We start from the raw sequence: 13,737 nt of genomic DNA, 5'->3' as shown, positions 1-13,737 counted from the left end.
CCCGCGAATCCGCACGGCCCAATACCGATGAGAATCGGATGTGTCTGTAGGGGCGCCAGTAGTACGGCGCCCGCGAATCCGCACGGCCCAATCCCGATGAGAATCGGATGTGTCTGTAGGGGCGCCAGTACCACACGGTTGCCGTCCAATCAACGTTGATCCGGGATTTTCCGCATGGCTTGCTCAATTTTGCAATGAAAATGGGTTCCGATATTTAGAGCCTGCCAAGGCTCCTGCCTCACGTTAGCCGGGGACAAGGCATCCGAAGGATGACGCAGTCTCCGGTATGTCGTATTTCCCCTCATCGATGAGTCTGTAAAGACTCATGCCTGAATCGAGCCATCAGTCGAAACAAGCACGAGTCTTGTCAGACTCAAACAACTTTTACTGCGAATTTCGCAATCCGGGCACTTTGTACCCGGCTAACGTTTGGCGTGAGCCTTTACAGGCTCGCAGCCCCAATATACATGACGTCTGCGCCTGTACCGTGGCGAATCCGTACGGCCGCCGTAGTGAATCGGATGTGCCTGTAGGGGCGCCAGTACCACGGCGCCCGCGTCTCCGTACGGCCCAATATACTTGGCGTCTGCGCCTGTACGTTTGTGGAACCCTGATGGCCATACGGGTCGTAACCGGGCGCCGTGATACTGGCGCCCCTACCGCACGGTTGTCGTCCAATCAACGTTGGCCCGGGATTTTCCGCGACCGGACGCCGTGGTACTGGCGCCCCTACCGCACGGTTGTCGTCCAATCAACGCTGGCCCGGGATTTTCCGTAACCGGGCGCCGTGATACTGGCGCCAGTACCGCACGGTTGCCGTCCAATCAACGTTGATCCGGGATTTTCCGCGTATCCGTATGGCTTGCTCAATTTTGCAATGAAAATGGGTTCCGATATTTAGAGCCTGTCAAGGCTCCTGCCTCACGTTAGCCGGGGACAAGGCATCCGAAGGATGACGCAGTCTCCGGTATGTCGTATTTTCCCTCATCGATGAGTCTGTAAAGACTCATGCCTGAATCGAGCCATCAGTCGAAACAAGCACGAGTCTTGTCAGACTCAAACAACTTTTACTGCGAATTTCGCAATCCGGGCACTTTGTACCCGGCTAACGTTTGGCGTGAGCCTTTACAGGCTCGCAGCCCCAATATACGTGGCGTCTGCGCCTGTACGTTGGTAAAATCCGGATGGCTCAATGTCGATGTGAATCGGATAAGTCTGTAGGGGCGCCAGTACCACGGCGCCCGCGAATCCGTACGGCCCAATATACGTGGCGTCTGCGCCAATACGTTTGTGGAACCCTGACGGCCCTACGGGTCGTAACCGGGCGCCGTGGTACTGGCGCCCCTACCGCACGGTTGTCGTTCAATCAACGTTGGCCCGGGATTTTCCGCGACCGGACGCTGTTTAATGATTTATCGGATAGGCAGGCGCTAAAAGTATTTGCGAAAGCGGCGCGGATGTAGTAACTTTACACAATAAAAGTAGATTCATGGCTCATAAAATTGTCGAAACTCCACTTATGAAGCAATACATCGAGATGAAACAAAAACATCCCGATGCCATATTGCTGTTTCGTGTCGGCGACTTTTACGAAACATTTTCCGATGATGCCATAATTACGTCGGAGATACTCGGTATAACACTCACCCGACGCGCCAACGGGGTATCGCAATATGTAGAACTGGCCGGGTTTCCGCATCACGCACTCGATACATATCTACCCAAACTTGTAAGGGCCGGAAAACGTGTGGCCATATGCGAGCAGCTTGAGGATCCGAAGCTGACCAAGAAGCTTGTCAAGCGTGGCATAACAGAACTTGTTACCCCCGGAGTGTCAATCAACGACACAGTGCTTAACCATAAAGAAAATAACTTTGTGGCGGCATTGCATGCTACCAAGGCGGGGGTCGTCGGGGTGGCATTCCTTGATATCTCCACAGGTGAGTTCCTGACGGCCGAGGGTACCGCCGATTATATAGATAAACTGCTTAATAATTTCGCCCCTAAGGAGGTGCTGATCGAGCGCGGGTCACGCAAGTGGCTCGATGCTACGTTCAATACCCGCTATCTTGCTTTTGAACTGGACGACTGGATATTTACCGAGGAGGCTGCACTCGACCGGCTGCTGAAGCACTTCGAGACGCGCAACCTCAAAGGATTCGGTGTCCACGCCATGCATGCCGCTATTGTTGCCTCCGGAGCCATACTCCATTATCTTGACATAACAAAACATACCGAAATAGGGCATATACTGAAGTTGCGCCGCATCGAAGAGAGTAGCTATGTAAGGCTTGACAAGTTCACTGTACGCAATCTGGAACTCGTCGATACAATGGCCGACGAGGGCAGAAGCCTGCTCGGAGTCATTGACCGTACGGTCAGTCCCATGGGCGCCCGATTGCTTCGCAGATGGCTTCTGTTTCCGCTCAAAGATGTCAAGGCCATAAACTCGCGTCTTGATATAGTTGAGTATTTCTTCCGTCATCCTGAAGAGCGCGACCAGATAAAGACTTTTCTTGAGCAGATAGGCGACATGGAGCGCATAATATCCAAAGTTGCCGTAGGACGAGTGACGCCACGTGAAGTAGTGCAGCTGCGCAATGCCCTTACCGCTATCAATCCAATAAAGACGCTATGCTGCAATTCTGACCTTGAGGCGCTGAAAACCATAGGCGAGCAGCTTAATCCGTGCACGCTTATACGCGACCGTATAGACCGCGAGATTGTCGATGACGCTCCCATAGCCATTAACCGCGGTACGGTTATAAAGCACGGGGTCGACGCCGAGCTTGACGAATTGCGCGACATAGCGTATCAGGGCAAAGATTATCTAATGAAGCTTCAGGCACGCGAAGTGGCCGCCACCGGCATCCCGAGCCTGAAGATAGGTTACAATAATGTGTTCGGCTACTATATCGAGGTTACCAACACTCACAAGTCAAAAGTGCCCGGAGAGTGGATACGCAAGCAGACTCTTGTCAATGCGGAGCGTTATATCACTCAGGAACTTAAAGACTATGAAGAGAAAATACTCGGAGCGCAGGAGAAGATAGCCATAATAGAAACCCGGCTGTATAATGACTTGGTGGCGCGGCTCGTAGAATTTATACCCGCCATTCAGCTTGATTCGTCGCTTGTGGCCCATATCGACGTATTGCTGTCGTTTACACGTGTGGCGATGGAGAACCATTACAACCGTCCGGTAGTCGATGACTCGCTTGTAATAGACATAAAGGAGGGGCGCCACCCTGTGATCGAGAAGCAGCTGCCGCCCGGTGAGCCGTACATAACCAACAGTGTGAACCTGAGCAATACGGGCACGCAGATCATGATGATCACCGGTCCGAACATGTCGGGTAAGTCAGCCCTGTTGCGTCAGACCGCCCTTAATGTTATACTTGCGCAGATAGGCAGCTTCGTGGCGGCCGAGAGCGCCCGCATAGGAGTTGTGGACAAGGTGTTTACACGTGTCGGGGCGAGCGACAATATATCGCTCGGCGAGTCCACGTTTATGGTCGAGATGAACGAGGCGGCCTCGATACTCAACAACATGAGCGAACGCAGTCTTATACTGTTTGACGAGCTTGGACGCGGTACTTCCACATACGACGGCATATCCATAGCTTGGGCCATAGTGGAGCATATCCATGAGCACGGCTCAATGCATCCCAAGACTCTCTTTGCCACCCATTACCATGAACTCAACGAGATGGCTGCGAGCTTCCCGAGGGTAGTGAACTATAATGTGTCGGTAAAGGAGATCAACGGCAAGGTCGTGTTTCTACGCAAGCTCGCCAAAGGGGGCAGCGAACACAGTTTCGGTATACATGTCGCTAAGCTCGCCGGCATGCCGCAGACTATAGTAAAGCGTGCCGACCAAGTGTTGAAGCATCTTGAGAGCAATAACCGTCAGGACTCGATAGGTAAGAATATGAGCAATATAGCCGAAGAGCGCGGAGGCGTGCAGTTGTCATTCTTTCAGCTTGACGACCCAGTACTCACGCAGATACGTGACGAAATACTGCATACCGACATCAACAATCTTACGCCTATGGCCGCTCTCAACAAACTCCATGACATAAAGTCGATAATCACCGGCAAAACCGACTGACATTTTTCTGTTTTTTTGCCTGATTCAGAACTTACAGACAGTAGCTTTTTTATCCGCTATATTTTGTTTTGCGGACCTAAGTACTTTTCGCTGTATTTTGCTTGGTACTCTGACGGGAGCATGCCGAACTCGGTCTTGAAGTACTTGCGGAAGAGATTGAGGTTGTTGAAGCCGGTCTGATAGGTGACCTCTGCGATACTCAACTGACTTTCGCGGAGCATTTGGGCCGCGCGTTTCAACCGCAGTATTCTTATAAACTCTATCGGAGTCTTGCCTGTTATTGACAGGAGCTTTTTGTAAAGGTGCACACGGCTCATGCCGAGCTCGCCGCTGAGTTCCTCTACCGACAGGTCGCTCCGGCTCAGATTGTTTTCCACATATTGTATGGCCTTGTTTATCAACTTCTCGTCAAGCGACGTTATGTTGATTTTGCTTGGTGATACATCCATGGGTTTGCTGTGGGAGTCGCGTCGGCGCTGCAGCAGATTTTTAATACGCAGTGTCAGAATATTAAGATTGAACGGCTTCGTTATATAGTCGTCGGCACCGACCTCAAGCCCTTTCTGTTCATGCTCTTTGGCTGCACGCGCCGTCAGCAGAATGACAAGTATGTGTGATGTGCGTATATCGTTTTTCACAAGACGGCAGAGTTCGTTGCCGTCCATTTCGGGCATCATCACATCGCTGACGATAATGTCGGGCTGTAGTTCGGGCAACATTTTCCATGCCTCGGCGCCGTCAGCCGCTTCATATATGTTATAATCATGCTTGAGACAGTCTTTCATGAACATGCGGAAATCATCGTTGTCATCGACAAGAAGGATTGACGGGCGCATGTTATCCCCCCCTAAATTACTGTCATTTAGTTCGTTGTCTTCTTGCCCGCAGTGTATCACAGGTATTTCTACTGTTTCTGTCTGTTCGGCTACGGAACAGTCGCTGTCTGTGGCGCTCACGCGTTCCACCGGTATTCTGACGACAAATACTGATCCTTTGCCTATGTTGTCATGAACTTCTATGGTGCCCTTGTGAAGGGTTACAAATTCTTTTACAAGATTAAGCCCCACGCCGCTGCCGCTTGCTATCCTGCTGTCTTTTCGCGGTACCTGATAGAAGCGTTCAAATATCATGGATTTGTGCTCGTCGCTTATGCCGCATCCGTTGTCGGCTACTTTTATCTCCAGCATCTCCTGTCCGTTTTCGGTTTTAGGCACGATGTCGAGCGATACATCCACGCGTCCTCCCTCGGGTGTGAACTTGAATGCGTTAGACAGCAGATTCATGACTATCTTGTTGATCTTGTCTTCGTCAAAGACCATGTAAAGTTTCTTGACAGGCGAGAAGAATGTAAGATTTATATTGCGTTGCTCGGAGTATCCGGCAAAGTTGTTGCACTGGGTGCGTATAGTCTCCACTATGTCGCCTCCCGCTGCCGAGAGTGTATGCCCGGTCATGTCGCTCTTGCGGAAGTCGAGCAACTGGTTTACCATGTCAAGCAGTCTCATGGCATTGTTGTGGGCTATGGTGAGCTTGTCGCGGAAGTCAGTGTCGTCTATACGTTCCATGACATATTCAAGCGGGGTGAGTATAAGGGTGAGCGGTGTGCGCAGGTCATGGCTTATGTTGGTGAAGAAGCGGAGCTTCATATTGTCGATTTCATGCTTTTGATTGGCCTCCTGCTGTATCTGCAAGAGTTTGTACTTCTGTGCCTCGCTGTGGCGCATGTAGGCTTTTACGAGCAGAATCACTCCTACGAGCATAAGAGCATATATTATGTAGGCTATCCAAGAGCGGTAAAACGGCGGAGCTATCACTATGCGCAGTTCGGCTGCGTTCTCTCCGACAAGTCCGTTGTCATTGACGGGCTTGACTTTCAGCGTATATGTTCCGGGACCGAGGTTGGTGTACGTGAGGTTGTTGTCGGTGGTGTATGTCCAGTCGGTGTCGAAGCCTTCAAGCATGTACATATAGCCGTTCTTTTCGAGTTTGCAATAGTCCATTGACGAAAAGGTGACGCTGAATATGTTTTGGCCGTAATCAAGTTTTATCTCATCGGTGTAATTCAATGCCCGGTCAAGTATGCGGTTGCCTTGATACAGAGAGTCTATTTTAACGCTTTTATTGAACAGTGAAAGGTTGGTGAAGCGTATTTCGGGCATAGGAGTGCTGTATGCGAGATTTATAGGGTCAAATATGCTGACGCCGCTGACTCCTCCCAATACTATTTTTCCGGATGCGGCCTTTATTATGGCTCTCGGATTGCATTGCTGGTTGTCTATTGCGCTGAGGTCGTCATATTTCTTGATTTCATAGTCATATCCGGTCTTGCGTCCGCTGACAATTACATGGTATATGCCGTCGGAAGTTGTGATCCACATGTTTTTGTCATTGTCCTCGACAGCTCCGCATATAATGGAATTGCGCAGATCGCCCTCAATGACGGTAACTTCGTCATGGCTTCGGTCATATATGTTCATGCCCTCTTGGGTCGATATCCACAGCAGGCCGCGGCTGTCCTCCGTGATATGTGTTATGAGCTGGTTGGAAAAGGATTTCTCGCCGCGCCGGTCGCCTATCTGTTTTTCGTATTTACCGGTGACAGGGTAGTATATAAGTATACCGTACGTGGTGGCCATATACAGATTTCCGTCTTTTGCCGCGCATATGGATGCTATCTGTTCATTGTTGAACTGTCCGCCGATGTCGTTGTAGTGTATTGACCGTTCCGACTCCGGATCTATACCCCACAGTCCGGCTCCCCACGTGCCTATCCATAAGTATCCCGACCGGTCCTGAGTCATGCACCATATGGATTTGTTGGCGTACGAATCTTTATTGTCATGATCGAGCCTGTGTGACGAGAATTTTCCGGAATCATACGACAGCAGTCCTCCCTGATAAGTTCCGAGCCATAGTTTGCCGTTGTCGCTTTGAGCTATGCTCAGTATGACGTCGTCGGGAAAAGAATTATAGGGTGCGGCCAAAGGTATAAATGTCTTCTCTTTGGAGGTCTTGTTTACTGTAATCAGGCCGTTTGTCACTCCGAGGTACAGATTGCCGTCTCGGTCTTCGGTTATCGAACTAATGTCGGGTATGAAGTTTTTATGGCTGTTGAACTCCGGAAAGTGATCGGTGTAGAACCTGAACATGTTCTCGTTGTAATATGACACGCCACGCTTGAACGTACCGGCCCATATGCCGCCGTCAGGATCGGCATACAGACATGTGAGATTATTCTGGCTTATGCTTCGTTCGTCGGTTGTACGGTGTTCGATATACCGTATTGTTTTCTGTTTTTTGTCTATTATGTTTATGCCGCCGTGGTCTATGCCTATCCATATGCGTCCGTACCGGTCATTTATTATCGATTTTATATGATTGCCAGTAAGTCTGTAGGTGGAGCTTTCATCGGTGTTGACAGCCTCCCATCTTTTTTCGTGGCTGTAATAAACCCATATGCCTTTATCGGAGTATATCCAGTAATCTCTGTCGCGGTCCGTGAAAATCTTGTATCGCTCATCGGTATCTGCCGGTATTTTAGTCAGATAGTCGTTTTCATAGTCGGCTTTAGCTACTGACAGTCTGTCGATATGGTCGAAAAAACCGTTGGAGTATATGCGCAGTACTCCGTGACGGTCATCGCTCATTGAGGTTAGGATGGCTCCGGACTTGGCTAACGCTGGGCTTGCCGGTGTCAGCGTGAGCTTTTTGTCGGCAAAACTGTATCGGTAAGTGCCTTTTGTGTCGTTGTGAAACCACAGGTCTTTTTTTTCGTCGACATATATCGTCGATATCATGTCGGTGATGCCATATTTATCTTCCAATACGGTCTTCGCATCGATAAATATTTCTTTTTGCGGGTCATAGCAGCTGTATATGTCGGTACGTAGTTTGATCCATAACATACCTGTGGCATCTTCCTGAACGTTTATTATGAATGAGTTGGGCAGGTTGCCGGGCACGGTGTCGCGGGCAAATACTTTAAATGTATATCCGTCGTATCTGTTAAGTCCGTGGGAGGTTGAAAACCACATGAAGCCCTGTGAGTCGCGGGTTATATGGTTGACTTGGTTGTCACTCATGCCGTCGGTCATCGTGATGTGCCTGAACATGATGTTTTCCTCGGCATACCCCGACAACGCGGCAAGGATTAGAAGTATAGAAATGTAATGTTTCATCTGATGACCGGTTTTCGTCGGCAAATATAATTATTTATCGGGGCGATACGAGCGGTGAGAATGTATAAATATATGTGAGTTTCAATCGGTTTAACAAAGGTGTATCTTATTAATAACATAAGTTGAGCGTGTATTTAACTTATGGAGCGTCGATGTATTATATACGATGCCGGTTTATTGCCCGATCTATTTTACCTTTGCAATTACCATAAAAGACACCTCTTAGGCTGGTCAACATCACATGGAATAAGTAACCCCAAAATACCGGATATCAAAATGAACCGAATCGTATCATCTCTGACTGCATTGTGCGTTATAGCCGGCAGCATGACGGTAAACACCGATGCATCTTCCAAAAACACCAAGAAGAGTCCTGACTGGGACTTTAACAATCCGCAGCTCGGCACCGAGTGGAGCTATAAGGCCGGTGACTCTGCGGAAAAGTACTCCCTGACCGAGCGTGGCGGTTTTCTGCGTATGAGAGGCGGCAGCCCCATATCGGAACAGAAAGGCGCTACGGCACTTGTGGGACGTCAGCAGGAACATGCCGATTTTCAGGCTTCAACACGCTTTGAAGTGGCAGAAGGAGCCACTGCCGGCATAACCGCTTATGTAGCTCCTGACGCACACTGCGATCTGTGTGTAGAAGATGGACAGATACATTTTCGCTATAATGCGGGCGGCAAACGGCATGACGAAGTGATTGGCGCAGCTCCCGAGGGATTTGTAGAAGTGAAAGTCAAAGGTACTTCCGATTCTTATGCGTTTTTTTATTCGACCGACGGCTCTGATTTCAAAGAGGCCGGACATGTCGACGCCTCACTTGTGAACGGCGCGTCAAAGAGTCGCGGACCCGTTTATATAGGCCTTTTTGCAGAAAACAATGGATATGCCGATTTTGACTGTTTCAAATACCGTGAAGTCATACCGGAAATATCGCCGAAACTGATTTCAAAAAACGGCAATCCGCTTCTCGACTTCCTTTTTACCGCTGACCCGACCGCTGTCGAGCATGACGGACGGTTGTATGTATATGCTACAAACGACCATCAGCAGTACGAAGGTGTGGGCCGCGACGGTAAAAATACCTATGAGAAGATAAAGACGCTTGCTATGATGTCGACCGACGATATGGTCAACTGGACCTATCACGGACTTATAAATGTCGGCGAAATTGCTCCTTGGATTATGGCGTCATGGGCTCCTTCGATTATTAAACGTCAGGAAAGCGACGGCAAGACTCATTTTTATCTTTATTTCTCCAACAGCGGCTTCGGTACCGGAGTGCTCACCGCTACATCTCCGGTAGGGCCTTGGACAAGCCCGCTTGACAAGAGTCTTGTGGATGCCAATACCCCCGGACTCGGCAAGTGCAAAGTGCCTTTTGACCCGGGTGCGGTCATAGATGCCGACGGCACCGGATGGCTATCTATAGGAGCCGGTAACAGCATAATAATGCGGCTCGGCGCCGACATGACAAGTATAGACAGCGAAATGAAGGAGCTTCCGGCCCCGCATCATTTCGAAGCCAACGAGCTCAATTATATAAACGGTACTTATGTGTATACTTACAATACCGACTGGAAGGACCGCAGCGACTGGACGGCAAGTGCCGATGTGCCCACGATATGCTCTATGAGCTATATGACAAGCAAGACCCCTCTTGATTCCGACAGCTGGAAGTATCATCATCACTATCTGATGAATCCCGGTGACTATGGATTTGACTACTCCAATAATCACACCCATCTAAATAAATATAAAGACCGCTGGTATGTATTTTATCATACCATGTCGCTCCAGAACAGTTTTAATACCGATGGAGGGTTCAGAAGCGTGTGTGTCGACGAAATCAAGGTTGATGAAGATAAGCTTGACATAGCCATGGCCGACCAGACACTCGGAGGTCCTGCACAGCTCAAGCCGCTTGATCCGTTTGCGATACAGCAGGCCGCTACCACGGTAGCCACGAAAGGAGTGAAATATGTACCTGCTTCCGAGCCGGGAAGCATGACTGCCATGCCGGTTGAAAAGGAAGCTCTGATCATGGTGCGTGGCGTGGAGTTCAGCAGGAAGCCGAGCCGGTGTCATGTCATAGCTTCAGGAAAGGGTACTATAGAGGTACGAAAAGGTTCGGCCGACGGTGAGCTGCTCGCTACGGTCAATGTCGATGCGGCCGGAGCCAAGCTCCACAAGGCGAAAGTGGCCGGCACTGTCGGCAGTGATCCCTGCGATTTGTGTTTCGTGCTTAAAGGTGATGGCATGGGTTTTGGCAGTTGGCAGTTCAAATAGCAGTACATAGTCGTGACTTTATCTGAAATGAAGAGGTCCATAGCTTTAATGACAATAGCTGTCTTATGGCAATTTATTGTCGTTGCCGGTAACAATCATCACGACTGGGAGGATGAGAATATAGTAGGTATCAATAAGTTGCCCTATCACGCGACAATGGTCCTTCCGTCATTGCGTGATGCGGATGAACGATGGCTGTCGCTTGACGGAATATGGCATTTTAAATGGTCGCCTGATCCAGACTGCCGACCCGCTGATTTTTATCGCAGCGGATTCGATACATCGGACTGGAGCGAGATAGATGTTCCCGGCCATTGGCAACTTCAAGGTTTCGGTAAGGCCATATACACCAACCAGCCTTATCCTTTTGTATTGAATCCTCCTAAAGTGACCGATGAGCCCCCCGCACACTATTACAGTTATTTACATCGTAATCCGGTGGGCTCTTACCGCAGGAGTTTCGATATTGACAGACTTGCCGCTGACAGACGCTACATACTTCATTTTGACGGAGTGGAATCCGCCATGTATGTATGGATCAACGGACACAATGTAGGCTATAGCCAGAATTCCAACAGTCCTGCCGAGTTTGACATAACCGAATTTCTTGTCAAAGGCGAAAATACGATAGCCGTGGAAGTATATCGCTGGTGCGACGGCAGCTATCTTGAGGATCAGGATATGTGGAGATTGAGTGGAATATTTCGCAGTGTCGGAATATGGACCAGACCTGATGTGCATATCAATGACTACTTTATTCAATCGACGTTGGATGACTCGATGGATAATGGTGATGTGGCACTGACGTTTGATGTCATCAACTTATCGGGTAAGGATGCAGGAGGGGTGGCGGTCGAACTGTCGGTCCGAGGTACCGACCGTAACGGCAATGTCGTTTCTGTTACGGCTGAGAAGCCGTTGGCGGTCCTGAAAAATAAAGAAAACGTACGATATACGGTTAATTGTCCCGTAACCGCTCCGTCATTATGGAGTGCGGAAACTCCCAATCTGTATGATGTCACGATACGGATGAAAAAAAGAGGCGTTTTAGTCGAGACATTCACATATCATACCGGATTTCGTAAAATAAAGATCGACGGTGAAATTTTCAAGATTAACGGCGTTCCGGTTAAGCTGAAAGGAATAAACCGTCATGAGTTTTTACCTCGGAGCGGGCGCACTGTCGACGCATCGTCTATACATAATGACCTCATATTGATGAAGCGTGCAAATATCAATATGATACGTACCAGTCATTATCCCGATGTGCCGTTGTTTTATGAACTATGTGACCGCTACGGATTTTATGTGATGGATGAAGCCAATCATGAAAGCCACGGTCTGGGTCTGGGGAATAAAATACTCGGTGACGCTCCTTCATGGGAGAAGGCTCATGTTGACAGAGCATTGTCGCTTGTCGAGCGTGACAAGAATCATCCGTGCGTGATAATCTGGTCGATGGGTAATGAAGGCGGAAGCGGGGCCAATCTTAAGGCTATGCGCAATGCGGTGTTGTCAATCGACAGTACACGCGTCATATATAGCGACACCGACCGTTCGATATCTGATATATATGACGAAGGCTACTTGTCGCCCAACGATTATAAGGCCTTGGCAGATAGAATATCTGATCGTCCTGTATTTATGCGTGAGTATGCTTATGCTATGGGGAACTCGACCGGTAATCTTAAAGAGTACATGGACGTTTTTTACAGTAATCCGGGCATATTGGGCGGTGCAATATGGGAGTGGTGCGACAAAAGCCTTATAAAAAACATAAACAGCGACAGTGTCGACTATCGTAAAATGCCTGACACCCAACATCCTGCCAATGATGAATTCTGGGCCATAGGCGGGGATTTCGGCGATTTCCCGAATGATGCCAATTACGGCATAGACGGTATTGTCGGTTCTGACCGTGTGCCTCACCCCGGATATTATGAGGTAAGGAAAGTATATCAGAATCTTGAATTTGCCATAGCTGACACGTCGTTAATGACAGTATCGGTAGAGAACCGTTATGATTTTCTGCCGGCTGATGATTTCGACTATGTATGCGAGTGGTATGTTGACGGACATCCTGTGTCACGCGATTACGTCATGTTGAAAGACGGTATACTGCATGCTTCTGAAAAGCCTGACACCGTAGGCGAGAAATGCCTTAACATATCGGCTGTGTTGCGTAAACCAACATTGTGGGCTGATAAGGGATTTGCAGTAGCCATGGAGCAATTTGTATTCGATGAATATGCTGACAGATGCGCTGTTGAAAAATCGCGCGCAGACATGACTGTCAATGAATCCGACAGATTAATAACCGTAGAACGTAAAGATGGTTTTAAACTGTCATTTGACAAAATCAGCGGAGCACTCGTCGGCTGGTACTATATGGACCGGGCTGTCATAGAGGCGCCGCTGGAGCCGTATTTCTGGAAACCGGCCAACGATGTGCAGCGACATAACGGATATAATGAACGGTTCGGAGTATGGAAAGAAGAGATAAAATCACGCCATGTGACAGGCTGCGACGTATGTGTGACCGATAGTTGCGTGCGCGTATCGTTTGATATTGATTTGTCGGCCGTGGGAGCTTCTTACAATCTTCAGTATGATATCGCTGGCTCAGGAGTTGTACGTGTATCAGGCCGGTATAATCCGTATAATCCTGTAGCTCAGTTTATGCCCAAGTATGGCTTCAGAGTCGGCATACCTATAAAATATGATAATATCACATGGTATGGACGAGGTGAATGGGAGAGCTATCCCGACCGTAAAACCGGAGCATTCATAGGCCTGTACCGGAAGACACTCGACTGTTTCGGCCCTGATTATGTCATGGCTCAGGATAATTCAAACCGTACCGACGTCAGGTGGTTCTCGCTCACTGATGCGTCGGGTCAAGGTTTACGTTTTACTTCTGCGACTCCTTTCAATTTCAGGGCGTGGCCGTATGATGAAGATGATATCGAGGCTGTAAAACACAAGTATGAGCTGCCGATACGAAGTTGTATGACGGTCAATATAGACAGATTTATACATGGCGTAGGCGGAAATGACGGCTGGGGAGCCAAGACAGCGCCGGAATATTGTGTTGACGCTACTGAAAATTATTGTTTTGACATTTTAATATCACCTATAGACTAATAAACAAAATTA

At 48.9% G+C, this 13,737-nt stretch carries 4 protein-coding genes; 3 read left to right on the top strand and 1 reads right to left on the bottom strand.

Going from position 1 to position 13,737, the window contains the following annotated elements; translation table 11 throughout:
* Nucleotides 1-1,489 precede the first annotated feature (1,489 nt).
* Nucleotides 1,490-4,111, top strand: a complete 2,622-nt coding sequence (gene mutS / locus FW767_RS00185) for a DNA mismatch repair protein MutS (protein ID WP_121698374.1) — start codon at nucleotides 1,490-1,492, stop codon at nucleotides 4,109-4,111.
* A gap of 56 nt (nucleotides 4,112-4,167) precedes the next feature.
* Here mutS and FW767_RS00180 read toward each other — a convergent pair whose 3' ends face one another.
* Nucleotides 4,168-8,289 (bottom strand): hybrid sensor histidine kinase/response regulator transcription factor, encoded by a 4,122-nt coding sequence (locus FW767_RS00180; RefSeq protein WP_121698373.1) that lies wholly within the window; start codon nucleotides 8,287-8,289, stop codon nucleotides 4,168-4,170.
* A 276-nt stretch (nucleotides 8,290-8,565) separates the two neighbouring features.
* Between FW767_RS00180 and FW767_RS00175 the strand changes: the two genes are divergently transcribed.
* Together FW767_RS00175 and FW767_RS00170 are read left to right on the top strand one after the other, a co-directional pair.
* Entirely contained in the window at nucleotides 8,566-10,581 is a 2,016-nt protein-coding gene (locus tag FW767_RS00175) for a beta-xylosidase family glycoside hydrolase (protein ID WP_235897902.1), read from the top strand.
* Nucleotides 10,582-10,593: 12 nt separating this feature from the next.
* Nucleotides 10,594-13,725 carry a glycoside hydrolase family 2 TIM barrel-domain containing protein gene (locus FW767_RS00170; RefSeq protein WP_147438703.1) on the top strand — a complete coding sequence of 1,044 codons (3,132 nt, stop codon included), beginning with the start codon at nucleotides 10,594-10,596 and terminating at the stop codon, nucleotides 13,723-13,725.
* The last annotated feature ends 12 nt before the right edge of the window (nucleotides 13,726-13,737 follow it).

Origin of the sequence: Heminiphilus faecis, assembly GCF_008728965.1 — a bacterium.
Taxonomy (GTDB): Bacteria; Bacteroidota; Bacteroidia; order Bacteroidales; family Muribaculaceae; genus Muribaculum; species Muribaculum faecis.
This window is presented reverse-complemented; position numbering and strand designations above follow the sequence as displayed.